Annotated in this window: 14 protein-coding genes; 7 read left to right on the forward strand and 7 right to left on the reverse strand. The window is 66.0% G+C overall.

Going from position 1 to position 14721, the window contains the following annotated elements:
• The 6 genes from AB0I19_RS25525 to AB0I19_RS25550 all read right to left on the reverse strand — a co-directional run.
• Nucleotides 1–462 (reverse strand): MlaD family protein (locus AB0I19_RS25525; protein WP_357151816.1); only part of this gene is annotated, 462 nt, incomplete at its 3' end.
• Nucleotides 459–1454 carry an MCE family protein gene (locus tag AB0I19_RS25530; protein ID WP_357151819.1) on the reverse strand — a complete coding sequence of 332 codons (996 nt, stop codon included), beginning with the start codon at nt 1452–1454 and terminating at the stop codon, nt 459–461. The genes AB0I19_RS25525 and AB0I19_RS25530, both read right to left, overlap by 4 nt.
• Nucleotides 1451–2476: an MCE family protein gene (locus AB0I19_RS25535; protein WP_067643952.1), complete on the reverse strand. Its 1026-nt coding sequence runs from the start codon at nt 2474–2476 to the stop codon at nt 1451–1453. The genes AB0I19_RS25530 and AB0I19_RS25535 overlap by 4 nt, the downstream gene beginning before the upstream one ends.
• Entirely contained in the window at nt 2473–3966 is a 1494-nt protein-coding gene (locus tag AB0I19_RS25540) for an MCE family protein (protein WP_357151822.1), read from the reverse strand. The genes AB0I19_RS25535 and AB0I19_RS25540 overlap by 4 nt, the downstream gene beginning before the upstream one ends.
• A 6-nt stretch (nt 3967–3972) precedes the next feature.
• Nucleotides 3973–4836 (reverse strand): ABC transporter permease, encoded by an 864-nt coding sequence (locus tag AB0I19_RS25545; RefSeq protein ID WP_067495001.1) that lies wholly within the window; start codon nt 4834–4836, stop codon nt 3973–3975.
• Nucleotides 4837–4838: 2 nt separating this feature from the next.
• A complete protein-coding gene (locus AB0I19_RS25550) occupies nt 4839–5645 on the reverse strand; it encodes an ABC transporter permease (RefSeq protein WP_243750043.1) in 807 nt (268 codons plus the stop codon).
• 538 nt (nt 5646–6183) lie between these two features.
• Between AB0I19_RS25550 and AB0I19_RS25555 the strand changes: the two genes are divergently transcribed.
• Nucleotides 6184–6858 (forward strand): serine protease, encoded by a 675-nt coding sequence (locus AB0I19_RS25555; RefSeq protein ID WP_357151826.1) that lies wholly within the window; start codon nt 6184–6186, stop codon nt 6856–6858.
• Between the two features lie 63 nt (nt 6859–6921).
• Here AB0I19_RS25555 and AB0I19_RS25560 read toward each other — a convergent pair whose 3' ends face one another.
• A complete protein-coding gene (locus AB0I19_RS25560; RefSeq protein ID WP_357151829.1) occupies nt 6922–7548 on the reverse strand; it encodes a hypothetical protein in 627 nt (208 codons plus the stop codon).
• An 83-nt stretch (nt 7549–7631) separates the two neighbouring features.
• On the opposite strand from AB0I19_RS25560, the gene AB0I19_RS25565 reads away from it, so the two are divergent.
• From AB0I19_RS25565 to AB0I19_RS25590, 6 genes are all read left to right on the forward strand, one after another.
• Nucleotides 7632–8894 (forward strand): serine hydrolase domain-containing protein, encoded by a 1263-nt coding sequence (locus AB0I19_RS25565; protein ID WP_357151832.1) that lies wholly within the window; start codon nt 7632–7634, stop codon nt 8892–8894.
• 36 nt (nt 8895–8930) lie between these two features.
• A complete protein-coding gene (locus tag AB0I19_RS25570) occupies nt 8931–10256 on the forward strand; it encodes a cytochrome P450 (protein ID WP_357151835.1) in 1326 nt (441 codons plus the stop codon).
• Between the two features lie 285 nt (nt 10257–10541).
• A complete protein-coding gene (locus AB0I19_RS25575; RefSeq protein WP_357151838.1) occupies nt 10542–11411 on the forward strand; it encodes a L,D-transpeptidase in 870 nt (289 codons plus the stop codon).
• Between the two features lie 153 nt (nt 11412–11564).
• Nucleotides 11565–12494 (forward strand): sugar ABC transporter permease, encoded by a 930-nt coding sequence (locus AB0I19_RS25580; protein WP_357151840.1) that lies wholly within the window; start codon nt 11565–11567, stop codon nt 12492–12494.
• Nucleotides 12491–13357 carry a carbohydrate ABC transporter permease gene (locus AB0I19_RS25585; RefSeq protein WP_067643970.1) on the forward strand — a complete coding sequence of 289 codons (867 nt, stop codon included), beginning with the start codon at nt 12491–12493 and terminating at the stop codon, nt 13355–13357. Before AB0I19_RS25580 ends, AB0I19_RS25585 begins: the two co-directional genes overlap by 4 nt.
• Nucleotides 13358–13377: 20 nt before the next feature.
• Nucleotides 13378–14706 (forward strand): ABC transporter substrate-binding protein, encoded by a 1329-nt coding sequence (locus tag AB0I19_RS25590; RefSeq protein WP_357151843.1) that lies wholly within the window; start codon nt 13378–13380, stop codon nt 14704–14706.
• The last annotated feature ends 15 nt before the right edge of the window (nt 14707–14721 follow it).

A 14721-nucleotide genomic window follows, 5' to 3' on the forward strand; every position in this document is an offset into this window, starting at 1 on the left:
GAGCGCGGCGGCGAACTGGTCGATGGTCTTGATCATCGTGTCCAGCTCGACCGGAGTCCTGGTGCGTGCCTTGGGCAGATGGTCACCGGACTCGAGGGCCTCCCCGCCGGTGTAGGGCGGGGTGATCTCGATGTGGCGGTCGGTGACGATCGAGGGGGAGATGATCGCGGCGATCGCCTCCTTGGGGATCTTCACCCCCGACTCGATGGTCATGTGGACCTCGACATAGGTCCCCTTGGGCACGATCTTGTCGACCTTGCCCACCGGCAAGCCGAGGACCATGATCTGGTTGCCCTCGTACATACCCGCGATGTTCTCGAAGTCCGCGGTGATCTTGGTCGAGCGGCCGAGGGCGTCGTCCACCTGATTCGGCAGCAGCGAGCAACTGCCGATGGTCAGTGCGGTCGCGCCGATCAGCAACGCGCGACCGAGCTCCTTACCGCGTCGGAAATTCAGTTTCATCCTGCGCACCCTTGGATCACCTGTGCGAAGCACAGCCAGTTGTCGGGGAGAATCCACGGCAGCGCGACCGAGCCGTAGTTACCGTTGCCGAGCGCGTTGTTGAAGTAGCGCGCGGTCGGCGCACCGATCTGCAACAGCTTGTCGAGGTTGTCCTTGTTCTTCTGCAGACCCTGGGCCATGGTGTTGAGCTGGCCGATGGTGCCCGCGAACTGGTTGCCGTTCTCCCCGCCGATCTGTTCGAGCTGACGGGTGAGGGTGGCGATGTTGTCGAGCAGCTGACGCAGCAGGTTCTGCCGTTCCATCACCCGGCTGGCGATGGCCTCACCCTGGGTGATGACGAGCAGCACGCTGTTGCGGTTGTCGGCGAGCAGCTGGGTGACGCGGTCCAGATCCTTGAGCAGGCTGTCGACCTCGCCCTTGCGCTTGTCGACGACCTTGGCCAGGGCGCCGACGCTGTCGAGCGCCTGCGCGACCAGCGCGGGCGAATCGCCGAGCTCGCCGCTGATGGTGTTGAGCGAGGCGGCCAGCTTCTTGGTGTCCAGCGCCTCGAACTTCGGCGTACCGACCTGCACCACATCGGCGATGTCGTAGGGGACATCGGTGTTGGAGCGCGGGATGGTGTCGTCCTTCAGGCCCGATCCGTCGCCCGGCTTCAGGTCGACGTAGCGGGCACCGAGCAGGGTCGCCATCTTGATCGAGGCGTGCGCGTCGGGTCCGAACTTGATGCTCGAATCCACGTCGAGGGTGATGACCACATGGTCGCCCTCGATCTTGGCGCCCGACACCGTGCCGACCTGAACACCGGACACGGCGACCTTGTCGCCGGTGCTGATGCCCGCGGCCTGCACGAACTCGGCCTCGATGCTCTGCTTACCGATCCCGATGAACTGCAGGATGCTCGAGCCGACCAGCAACAGCACGACCACCAGCGAACCGATGACGCCGAGCCAGAAGTTGCGGTTGCCGAGGAATGTTTTCTTGAGCTTGCTCATCGGCACACCTCCGAGTGCGACGTGCCACCGATCTGGCTGAACAGGCCGCGCGGGAAGAGCACCCCGTACAGCGAGACATCGAGGCCACACAGGTAGGCGTTGGCGTGCGTGCCTTCGGACGTCATACGGCCGAGGTCGGCGAGCATCGACGGCATGTCGATGGCCACCTGGTCGAGCTTGGCACCGTTGGCGAGCAACAGGTTCAGCGCCGCGGTGGTGGAGTTCTGCGTAGCGGCCAGCTGCGGCTGGATCTTGCTCATCATCGCCACCAGCGAGGTAGTGGCGTCGGCCAGCGTCGCCGTCGAGTTCTGCAGCGACTGGCCCTGGTCGTAGAGCCCGCCGATCAGCGCGCGGGTCTGGGTCACCAGGGTCTCCAGTTCGTCACCGCGCTTGGCCAGACCGGCCATCACCGCCGACAGGTTGGTGATGACATCGCTCAGGATGGCGTCGCGGCGCTGGAAGTCGGTGGCCATCTGCGCCGCCTGGATGATGAAGGAGGACAACGAGACTCCGTCACCCTGCAACGCCTGGATCAGCGTCTCCGACATCGCGTTCACCTGGGCCGGCTCCAGCGCCTGGAACAGCGGCTGGAAACCGTTGAGCAGCGCGGAGATATCGAACGAGGGCTCGGTGCGCTCGAGCGGGATCACCGAACCGCTGGCCAGCACCTGCGGGCTCGGCGACTTGCCCGGGGTAAGCGCCACATAGCGCTGGCCGATCAGGTTCTGGTAGCGGACAAGGGCTTTGGTGTCGTCGAAGACGTCCTGGTCGCTCTGCACGATGAACGACACCTTGGCGTCGTTCTTGCCGTCGAGCTCGATCTTCTCGACCTTCCCCACACGCACACCGGCCATCCGGACGTCGTCGCCGGGACGCAGCCCGAGGACGTCGGTGAAGATGGCGGTGTACTTGCGGGTGTCACCGTCTACCGAACGGGCGAGCGTATTCCACACGACCACGATGACGAGCATCGAGACGATCGCGAAGATGCCGAATCCGATCAGTGGCTTGCGGATACTCATGCGCCACCCTCGTTGTCGTACACGGTCAGAGTTCCGCCCTTCATGATCGGACCGAGCAGCAGCAGCTCGGAGACCGTCGGTTTGCGGCCGAGGAGTTCGACGATGGCGTCGTTGCCCTGGTAGGAGATGGGCGTACCCGACGGCACCGCGGGTGCCTGCTCGGGCGCGGGCGCAGGCGCGGGTGCGGCGGCGGGCGCCACACCGGGCAGGCCCGGGATCTGGAACGACGGGACGAGCCCCTCGAGCGGAGTACCGGCGAACGGCGTGATCTCGGTTCCGGCCGCCGCCTGCAGCGGTGCGGCCGGGATGGTGAGGCCCGGAATCTGCGGCAGCCCGGGGATGTTCACCAGCGGCGGCAGACCCGCGGCGGAGTCGAGCGCCCGGGGACGCAGCTTCTCCGGGAGCGGCGGCAGGCTCACCTCGGCGGGCGCGGTGAAGCAGCTCGGACCGAGCAGATCGCCGTAGCGCGGGCAGTCCGCGACGGTGTTGGGCTGGTACGGGGTGAACGTGAGCCCCGCGTTCCAGACCATCTGCTTACCGCTGGGACCACCGTGGAAGGTGGTGTTCAGCGCGGCGAGTCCGGGTCCGAACACCTGGAAGGTCTTGGTGATCGAGCTCGGTTCGTGGGCGACGGCACCGAGGGTGGCGTTCATACCGACGGTGACTTCCTTACCCACGTCGGGGTTGCTCGCGAACAGGTCGTTGACCCGGTCGGTGGTCGCGCTCGACCCCATCAGCAGGGCGACGAGCTGGTCGCGCTTGCTCGCGATGGTGTTGGCGGTCTGCACCGAGCTGCCGAGCACGTCGAGCAGTTCCGGCGCCGACTGGTTCAGCGCGTTGGCCGAGGCTGAGAAGTCGTCGAGCATGCCTGCCAGGTTCGGGCCCGCGTCGGAGACGGTGGTGATCCACTCGTCCAGGCGCTGGATGGTCGAACCGGGCACGCGGCCGCTGCCGTCGAGGGCCTGGGTGAGGGTGCCGAGCACGCGGCCCAGCTGCACCGGGTCGACCTCGTTGAGGATGTCGCGCACCGTGGTGAGCGTGTCCTGCAGGGCGATGGTGCCCTCGCTGCGGTCCTCCTGGATGACCGAACCCTCTTCGAGGTAGTCGTTGGAGGCACCGTTGAAGACCAGTTCCACCGAGGTGACAGCGAACAGGTTGCTCGGCACGATGCGGGCGGTGACATTGCTCGGGACGCCCTTGGCGAACTCGGGCTTGAGCTCGATGTTCACCTTCTGCACGGCGCCCTGGTCGACGATGTCGACGTCCTTCACGGTGCCGACGAGCACACCGCGGAACTTCACGTCGGCGTTGGACGGGAGCCCGTCACCGGTGGTCGACAGGTTCGCGGCCACGTTCACCTTGGGTACGAAGTAGCCCTGGTACCTGGCCATGAGGAAAGCGAGAATCACAGCGAAGACGACCAGGCCGCACAGGCCCGCGACGTACAGCTGTTTCATGGTGGGACCGCGCCCACTGGGATCGATGATCATCTGGCCCTACCCCGAGATCCTGATGCCGGGGTCGACGCCCCAGATCGCCAATGTCATGAACAGGTCGGCGAACACGACCAGGATGATGCACATCTTGATCGCCCGGCCCGCGGCCACGCCGACGCCCTCGGGACCACCCGAGGCGAAGAAGCCGTAGTAGCACTGGATGAACGTGGTGATCATGACGAAGATGACCGCCTTGAGCAGCGAGTACAGCACGTCCGTCGGTACCAGGAATTGGTAGAAGTAGTGCGAGTACGTGCCCGCCGCGGTGCCACCGATGAGCTGCACGGTGACCGAGCAGGACAGATAGGCCATCACCAGGCCGATGCAGTACAGCGGAACGATCGCGATGACCGCGGCCATCATCCGGGTGCTGACCAGGTAGGGCAGCGGGCGGATGGCGATGGAGTCGAGCGCGTCGATCTCCTCGGAGATGCGCATCGCGCCCAATTGCGCGGTGAATCGACAGCCCGCCTGGGCCGCGAACGCCAGCGCCGCGAGCAGCGGGCCGAGTTCACGGGTGGTGGCGAAGGCCGAGATGGCACCGGTGATCGGGCTCAGGCCGAGCAGGTCGAGCGAGGTGTGGCCCTGGATGGCGACGGTCATGCCGCCGAAGGCGCTGATGATGAGGATGACGCCGATGGTTCCACCACCGACGACGATGTTGCCGTTTCCCCACGTGACGTCGGAGAGCAGGCGCCAGATCTCCTTCGGATACTGCTTGAACGCCAGCGGAATGGAGCCGACGGACCGCAGGAAGAAGAAGACCTGGTGGCCGAGGCGGGCGAGCGCGTCGACGGGCGCTTTGCCCGCCGCCTTGAGCTGGCGTATCGGCCGCAGCAGCGGAGGTACATAAGTCGATGACATGGTCAGACCACCTGTGGGGGGAAGACAGCGGCGTAGATCTGCGTGATCGCGACGTTGACGCCGAGCAGCATGACCATGGAACTCACGACCGCCGAGTTCACCGCGTTGGCGACACCGCCGGGGCCGCCGCGGGCGTTGAGGCCCGAGTCGCAGGCGATGATCGCGGCGATGATGCCGAAGATGACCGACTTGAGCAGCGCCACCGCGAGGTCACGGGTGACCGCGAACGAGGCGAAGGTGCTCATGTAGGAACCGGGCGTGCCCGCCTGGGCGAAGATGTTGAACATGTAGCCGGTGATGAAGCCGACGAACACGACGAAACCGCAGAGCAGGAAGCTCACCAGCATGGCGGCGCCGAGCCGGGGGGCGACGAGCCTGCGCAGCGGGTCGACGCCCATCACCTTCATGGCGTCGATCTCTTCGCGGATGGTTCGTGAGCCGAGGTCGGCGCACACCGCGGAGCCGACGGCGCCGGCGATCATGATCGAGGTGACCAGTGGCGCACCCTGCTGGATGATGCCGAGGCCGTTGGCGGCACCGATGAACGAGGTCGCGCCGACCTGACCGGCGACCGCGCCGACCTGGATGGACACGATGACCGCGATCGGGATGGCGACCAGCAGCGTCGGAGCGGCGGCGACGCTTGCCATGAACGCGCACTGACGCACGAATTCGTCGAAGGGGAAGCGTTTACGGAAGATCGCGACGACCAGCTCCGTGATGGCTTCGATACCCATCGTGATCTGTCGACCGAAGGTTTCGAGGGACTTCTTCGGATGGTCTTCCCAAAGGCCCTTGGTCCAGTCCACAGCTTCACTGACCCGTGAACGTTCGGGCGGACTCTTGGTCGACTGCACTGCTATTACCCCTCTCGACGCCAGGCCATCAACACCCCGACGACTTGTTTGCTTGACGCACCTTACTACGGAGTAGTGCAGAACACACCACCGACATGTGAGCGCTGTCATAGATGGATATCACTGTCGGCGGCCCTTATGACCACTGCCATGACGGACCATACAGCCCTGAATTGTCCCGTTTCGGAGTTTGCGCCGGATGTCGTTTCCAGGCGCGGACTCCCAGCGTCTGCGGCTGCCGGAAAGAATATTGCGGAAAACTGTCATACATAACGAATGACACGCCTGATTTCTCGCACAGATCACGGGTATAACTCGCCAGGCCCGGCTTCATCACGATTTCGATAGAGAATCGCTATCACCGCCCGGGGTGTCGCGGGGCCTGGTAAGCAGCAATCCGAGGGCTTCGCTCTGGCGCGCCCGGGATCGAATACTGCGGCTATAGACAGACCGTATTGATATCGTGCGGACTTCCGACATCTGGAGGGACATGTTCAGCAAACTCGCGCGCGTGGCCACGGCCGCCTTCGCGCTCACCCTCGGTGCGGCTCTACTCGGCACCGGCGCGGGCACCTCGCAGGCACAACCCGGCCCACCGGTGGTCGGCGGCGGATCCGGGATCGTCATCGACAACACCTTCGAATGCACCCTCACCACGGTCGGCCACGACGGCGCGGGCAGGCTCGTCGGCCTCACCGCGGGCCACTGCGGTGACGCGGGCGCACCGGTGGCCGCCGAGGTCGATCGCGGATACGGCGAGATCGGCAGGTTCGTCTACAGCAATACCGAACTCGACTACGCCGTCATCGAATTCACCCCCGGCCGGATCACCCCGGTGAACCGGATCGGCAATGTCACCATCACCGGTGTCGGTGGGCCCGCCCAGTTCCCGACCATCGTGTGCAAGGAGGGCAGGACCACCGGCAACACCTGCGGCATCACCTGGGGCGACGTGTTCGCGACCAATGTGGAGACGTGGTCGCAGATGTGCGTCGTGGAAGGCGATTCCGGTGCGCCGGTGGTGGTCGGGTCGACGCTGGTGGGGATGGTGAACGCCTATCTCGCGGTGGCCTGCTTCGGCCCCGAGGTCGGCACGAACATGTCCGCGATCATGAACGACATGAACGCACGCGGCGGTCACGGATCCGGGTTCCACCCGATCTGATCGGCGAGTGGACAGACAACGGGCCGCGCGGTCACACCGTGCGGCCCGTCTCGTCGTCGGTGGTTACAGCGTCTGTGCGCAGACGACGAAGCGGCGGGTGTCGTAGACATAGCCCACGTCGGCGTCGTCGGGGCAGTCGTTGGCGCTGGTCGCGTCGCTCTTGATGGTGACGACCCGGACCGGCTCGTTGCCCGAGGCGTTGCAGTCGATCCGGCGCGCGACGAGTTGTTCGGCGGCCACATCCATGCAGCCACCGACCACCCAGTCGATGTCGAGGCACAGGGCGCCGGTCTCGACGCCGTCGAGGGTTTCGAAGTAGTTCTGGTCGCTGTCGGCGATACAGCCGTCGCGGTTGGGCGCCTTGCCGATCACCTTGTAGTTGGCCGCGCGGCTGCCGCACGAGGCCTTCTCGATGGTGGCGTCCTCGGCGGTGCCGCCGAGATTCACACAGTCACCGACGGCGGCCTGGAAGTCGGTGGTTCCACCCTTCTTGGTGGTGGGTGCCGGTTTGCTCGTCGTCGACTTGCCCGGTTTCTTGGTGGTCGGTGCGGCGCTGCTGGTGGCGGGGACCACGTCGATCGCCGGCTGCGCGTAGCCGTCGATGGTGCCGCCGCACGCGCTCGAACCGAGCGCGACCGCCGTGATGGCGAGCGCGCCGGCCAACCGGCGGATGGACAGATCTGCAAACACCTACTGTGAATACACCACCGAAGCCACCGGCGTCGACCCGATCCGGTCGGCGGATCGCTACGCAGCATCAGGAGGTTGGGCCGATGGTGTCAGCAACAGCGGGCGAGCCGGACGCGGGTACGCCGACCGCGCCACGGCAGATGCGTATCGATCCGAGGTTCATCCGGCTGGCCGACCACTTCTTCGGGATGTTCCAGCAGCCGAGCCGCGGGGGCGGCGCGCTGGCGGTCTACCTCGACGGGCGCCCGGTCGTCGATGTCTGGGCGGGGTGGGCGGCCAAGGATCAGCGGTGGAACGGCGGGCATGTGGCGCTCACCTTCTCCACCGGCAAGGGTGTGGCCGCCACCGTGCTGCACCGGGTCGCGGAGCGGGGGCTGATCGACTACGAGGCGCCGGTCGCCGAGTACTGGCCCGAGTTCGCCGCGCACGGCAAGCACGACATCACCGTGCGCGACGTGCTGTCGCATCGGGCCGGGTTGCATCGGGTACGCGGGCTGGTTCCGGGCCGCGAGGGGATTCTCGACTACGGCGCGGTGGTGACCGCCCTGGCCGAGAGCCCGGCCGACCCGCGCCGCATCCGCACCTCCGGATACCACGCCATCACCTTCGGCTGGCTCGTCTCGGAGATCCTGCAGCGTGCGACCGGCGAATCCTTCACCGAGCTGTTGCGCCGGGAAGTGGCGCAGCCCTTGGGAACCGACGAGTTCTGGTTCCAGGTGCCCGTCGCGCAGCGCCGCCGGATCGCGAAGATCTTCCCGCATCTCGCGCCGCCGGGTATTCGCTGGAACACCGCGTCGTCGGTGTTGTCGTGGGTGCGGCCCGTGCGCGGGCTCGCGGAGGCGGGAATGCCGGAGAGTTTCGACGAACTGGTCCGCGATCCGCGCGTGCACGACGCGGTGATGCCCGGCTGGAACGGGGTGTTCTCGGCGCGGGCGCTGGCACGGATGTACGGCGCGTTGGCCAACGGAGGCGTCGTCTATACGGGTGACGCGGAAAATGCTACGGGCGAACGTGATTCACCGGTGCAGTTCCTGCGGCCGGAGACGATCGAGCAGATCAACCGCACGCAGCAGACCGAGAGCCGTGACTATGTACTCGGATTGCCGTTGCGGTTCACCCTCGGCTACCACCGGCCCGTGTTGATGACCAAACAGCAACCGCGACATGCCTTCGGGCACTACGGAGTCGGCGGCTCCGGCGCCTACGCCGATCCCGATCTGGGAATGTCGATCGCGTTCGTCACCAACCGGCTCGGGAACGCGGTGACCGCGCTCGGGGACGCGCGGCTGGCCAAGCTCGCGGCCATCGCCCAGGGCACCGTGCGGCGCACCCGCGCCGAGCGGTAGTCGAACCGGGCGGGGGCGCACGCCGTAGTACCTGACATGAACGGTCAGCGCCCGCCCCGCCCCGCCCTGCTGCACGGCCTGGCCGCAGGCCTCGATTTCGAGGGCTACCTGCGTCGACGTGCCGCGAGCGGTGACCCGTACGCGGTCGGTTTTCCGGGGTTTCCGCCGGTGTTGTTCACCGGGTCCGCCGAGGGTGCGCGTGAACTGTTCCGGGCGCCGGTCGAGCTCGTCGACCCGCCGCGGCCGAACCCGATCGAGCCGATGGTCGGCACGGCGTCGCTGATCCTCAACTCGGGGCCGCGTCACCGCACGGATCGGGCCGTGCTCGCGCCCGCGTTCCACCGCGCGAAGGTACGGGCGCTTGGCGAGGTGATCCGGGAATCGACGCTGCGCGAACTCGAATCCGACAGTGGTACAGGCGTTTCCTGGCCGGTCGGCAGCCGGGTCGATGTGCTGACGAAGGCACGATCCATCACCCTGCGCACCATCCTCGCGGCGGTGTTCGGCGCAGGGGCCGACAGTGAATACGGCGACGCGGTCGACGATTTCCTCTCGACGTTCACCACGCCCCTGCTCGTAGCGCCCGGCTTGCGCCGTGCCACAGGAGGTTTCGGGCCATGGGACCGCTTTGTCGCGGCCAGGGATCGTCTCGATCGGCGGCTGCTCACGGGTATCGCACGCCGTCGCGCCGAGGGCCCGGCCGCGGGCGATCTGCTCGATCTGCTGCTCGCCACCCGCTACGAGGACGGCGCCGCGCTGACCGATTCCGAACTGTGCGAACAGTTGCGCACCCTGCTCGTCGCCGGGCACGAGACCACCGCGACCTCACTCACCTGGGCTTTGTACCACCTGCATCGTGAACCGGGCCTGCTCGCCAGGCTCACCGACGAGCTGGCTCAGACGGGCGACGACCCGGCCGAACAGGCCACCGCGCCGCTGCTCGACGCCGTCTGCCAGGAGACGCTCCGCCTGCACCCTGCCGTGCCCATCGTGCTGCGGCAGCTGCGCGAACCGTGGCGCTGGCGTGGGGTGGACGTGGCCGCCGGGCAGACGATCGGGTTGGCCGTCGGTGTACTGCACAGCCAACCCTCGACCTGGCCCGCACCCCGGCTGTTCCACCCCGACCGGTTCCTCGGCCGCAAATACACACCGTTCGAGTACGCGCCGTTCGGCGGCGGTCATCGCCGGTGTATCGGCGCCACGCTGGCCGAATACGAGTTGCGCGTCGTGCTCGCCACCCTGCTCACGAGCGCCCGGCTGCGCCTGGACCCCGCGCTGGCCCTCGGCCGTCGGCCGCGCACGGTGCCGCACAATCTCGCGACCGCGCCGAACCGGGCGATCCACTTCACACGGACGGCGTGATCTCCCTCACTCCAGGTTTGAGAGTCACATGCGTGTGCTTCCGGACCGTGGTGCCGACGCCTTTCCGACTCGCCGCCCTGAGCGTGGCGTTTGACGAAAGCCACTGAGTCACAGGTTGTTATGTGACACAGCGCACACCGTTGCCGTTCCGTGATCGCGATGCAACGGAGCTGGCACGTTGTCACCCCGGACGGGTAGGAATGAGCGGTCAGGGTCGGGGCGTCGTTACCCCGTGGAGACCCAAGCGGACTCCGCGTCATTCGAAGATATAGACGAGGAAACCTAATGCACTACGAGGCAAACCGGCAGCAATCCCATCGGCTTCGCCGTGGTCTGCTGCTGACGGCGGCGATCGCCGCCACCGGCGCGCTCATCGCTGTTCCCGCGCAGGCTCAGCCCGCGCTTCCCGGCGCGGGTTCCAGCAACCCTGTGGTCGAGCAGCCCGCGCCGCAGGCGACGTTCGCGCCGCCGAACATCAACATCGCCGACGGCGAGACCGTCGGTGTCGCACAGCCGATCATCATCACCTTCAAGGAGCCGATCGAGGATCGTGCGGCCGCCGAGCGGGCCATCAGGGTCACCTCGAGCGCCAACGTGGCCGGCAACTTCTACTGGACCGGCGACAAGCAGGTGCGCTGGAAGCCCACCGAGTTCTGGCCCGCCAACACCGACGTGACCGTCGTGGCCGGCGGCACCACCAGCTCGTTCCACATCGGTGACGCCTTCGTCGCCACCGTGGACGACGCCACCAAGGTCATCACCGTCACCCGCAACGGTGAAGTGGTGCGCGAGATGCCGACCTCGCTCGGCAAGCCCGGCTACGAGACCCCCAACGGCACCTACATCGTCGGTGAGCGCCTCGAGAAGATGACGATGGACTCGTCGACCTACGGTGTGCCGGTCACCGACCCCGAGGGCTACAAGCTCGAGGTCGAGTACGCCACCCGCCTGTCCAACAGCGGCATCTTCATCCACGCCGCGCCGTGGTCGGTCGGTCAGCAGGGCTACTCCAACGCCAGCCACGGCTGCCTGAACGTGAGCACCGAGGATGCCAAGTGGTTCCTGGAGAACTCGCGTCGCGGTGATGCCGTGATCGTCACCGGCACCCAGGGCCCCACCCTGAGCGCGGGCGACGGCCTCGGCGACTGGAACTAAACTCTCTGCCGCACTGAACAAAAGCCGAACAATACGATCAAACCCGGTCGTGTTGTTCGGCTTTTTGCTGTACTCGTCTTTGTGCGCCCGATGTTCAGGAAATCGGCGGGCAGGGTTAACCAGTGGTTCGCCATGCGCCGTAAAGCTGCCGCGGTGCGTAGCAGTCCGGAGCGGGTTCTTCCCGTGCAGCGAGGTCGTGGCCTGAGAAATCGGCCGTGGCAGGACTACGCGTTGTTCGTGTTACTCGTGGTCCCGAACTTGGTTCTGCTCGGGATGTTCGTCTACCGGCCGCTGGCCGACAACATCCGGCTCTCGTTCACCGACTGGAACATCGCCGACCCCGTCGCCACGCCCATCGGTTTCGCCAACTACGTGGAGTGGTGGCAACGCGACGACTCCTGGAAGGTCGTCGGCAACACGGTGATCTTCACCGTCGCGGCGGTGGTGGTTAGCATGGCGCTCGGCCTGGCGCTGGCGCTGTTACTGGACCGGAAGTTGTTCGGGCGCAATGTGGTTCGCTCCGCCATCTTCGCACCGTTCGTGATCTCCGGTGCGGCGATCGGCGTGGCATTCCAATTCATCTTCGACCCCAGTTTCGGGCTCGTGCAAGATGTGCTGCACCGCCTCGGCGTGACGAATGTGCCGGATTTCTACCAGGATCCGCAGTGGGCGTTGTTCATGGTGACGATCACCTATATCTGGAAGAATCTCGGATACACCTTCGTCATCTATCTGGCGGCGCTGCAGGGCGTGCGGAGCGAACTGCTGGAAGCCGCCGAAATGGATGGCGCGAGCCGGTGGACGACTTTCACCAAAGTGCTTCTGCCGCAACTTCGTCCGACTACATTCTTTCTTTCGATCACGGTATTGCTGAACTCGCTTCAGGTATTCGACATCATCAATGTGATGACACGTGGCGGGCCGCTCGGCAACGGCACGACGACCATGGTGTTCCAGGTGTACGAGGAGTCGTTCCGCAATTTCCGCGCGGGCTACGGCGCGACCGTCGCGACGATCATGTTCGCCGTGTTGCTCGTGGTGACCCTGATCCAGGTGCGCGTGATGGATCGAGATGAACGATGAAACACGTTGGTCCCGAAACTGTTTCGTATCGCAGGCGAGAACGCGCGATCACCCTGCTCGGGTACGCGGCGATGCTGTGCGTGCTCGTCATGGTCGGGGTCCCGCTGTTCTGGATCCTCATCACCTCGTTCAAGGACCGCGCCGACATCTACACCCAGCCCGCGGTGTACTGGCCGCACAGCTGGCACCCGGAGAACTACGGGCACGCCACCACCACCGTCCCGTTCTGGACGTTCCTGCGCAACTCGCTGATCGTCACCGGGGTGGTGTCGGCGGTGAAGTTCACGCTCGGGGTGTTCAGCGCCTACGGCCTGGTGTTCCTGCGCTTCCCCGGCAAGAACATCGTGTTCCTGGCGATCATCGCCGCGCTGATGGTGCCCAACCAGATCACCGTCATCTCCAACTACGCGCTCATCGCGCAGCTCGGCTGGCGCAACACCTTTCAGGGCATCATCATCCCGCTCTGCGGCGTGGCCTTCGGAACCTTCCTCATGCGCAACCACTTCCTTTCCCTGCCCGGTGAGGTGATCGAGGCCGCCCGGATGGACGGCGCCAACTGGTGGCGGCTGCTCACCCGTGTGGTGCTGCCGATGTCGGGGCCGACGATGGTGGCGTTCGCGGTGGTCACGCTGGTGAACGAGTGGAACGAATACCTCTGGCCGTTCCTGATGGCCGACTCCGCCGATGTCGCCACCCTGCCGGTGGGGCTCACGCTGCTGCAGAACACCGAGAACCCGAGCGTCACCAACTGGGGTCCGGTGATGGCGGGCACCGTGCTCACCATGCTGCCGATTCTCGTGGTGTTCCTCGCGCTGCAACGTCACATGATCAAAGGCCTCACCTCCGGTGCGGTCAAGGGTTGATTCTCGAACAGGAGATCCACGTGTCCACTTCACGATTTCCGGCGCTGAGCCGTCGCGGCTTCCTCGGCCTGTCCGGCGGTGTCGCCGCCGGTCTCGCGCTCACCGCTTGCGCGGGCACCGGCGGCGGGTCCGGTGGTGGCGGCGACGCGAACACGATCACCTTCTGGTCCAACCACCCCGGCACCTCCAAGGAACTCGAGCTCGAGCTCATCAACCGGTTCCAGGCACAGCACCCCCAGCTGAAGGTGAACCTCGTCGACGCGGGCAAGAACTACGAGGAGGTGGCGCAGAAGTTCAATGCCGCGCTCACCGGTGGTGACCTGCCCGATGTCGTTGTGCTGTCGGATGTCTGGTGGTTCAACTACGCGCTGACCGGTGCCATCGAACCGCTCGACGGGCTGTTCGGTGAGGCGGGGGTGAAGCTCGACGACTATGTCGACTCGCTGGCCGCGGACTACCTGTTCGACGGTAAGCACTACGCGCTGCCGTATGCGCGCTCGACGCCGCTGTTCTATTACAACAAGGACGTGTGGGCCAAGGCCGGGCTGCCGGATCGTGGGCCGAACTCGTGGCAGGAGTTCGACGAGTGGGGGCCGAAGATCCAGTCGGTGGTCGGTGGCGACAAGTTCGCACACGCCTGGGGTGATGCCAAGAACTACCTCGGCTGGACCTTCCAGGGCCCGAACTGGACCTTCGGCGGCGCCTACTCCGACAAGTGGGCGCTGAAGTTCACCGATCCCGGTTCGATCGCGGCCGCCACCTACCTGCGCGAATCGATCAATGTGAAGAAGTACGCGGCGATCCGTCCGCAGATCGCCGTCGACTTCGGGACCGGGGTCGCCGCCTCGACGATCGCTTCCACCGGTGACCTGAAGGGCATCCAGAAGAACGCGACCGGCAAGTTCGAGCTCGGCACGGCGTTCCTGCCGCATCCCAGCGGGCCCGGCGTCACCACCGGTGGTGCGGGTCTTGCGGTGCCGTCGCGCATCTCCGCGGAGCGGAAGGTGAACGCGCTCAAGTTCATCGAGTTCGCGACCAATGCGGCGAATACGGCGTACTTCTCGCAGAACACGGGTTACATGCCGGTGCGCAAGTCGGCGGTGAGCGACCCGACCGAGGCCGACTTCCTCGCGAAGAACCCGCACTCCAAGACCGCCATCGACCAACTGGCGGTGACCAAGTCGCAGGACTACGCGCGCGTATTCGTGCCCGGCGCCGACCAGATCATCGGCACCGGATACGAGCAGATCGGTCTGCAGAACGCCGATCCCGCAACGGTTCTCGCCAAGGCCGCCGCTGACATCCAGGCGATCATCGACCGGCAGATCACCCCCAAGCTGCCCAAGTAGTCCCCGTGGGCCCGC

It is taken from the genome of Nocardia sp. NPDC050413 (genome assembly GCF_040655475.1).
Classification (GTDB): domain Bacteria; phylum Actinomycetota; class Actinomycetes; order Mycobacteriales; family Mycobacteriaceae; genus Nocardia; species Nocardia coubleae.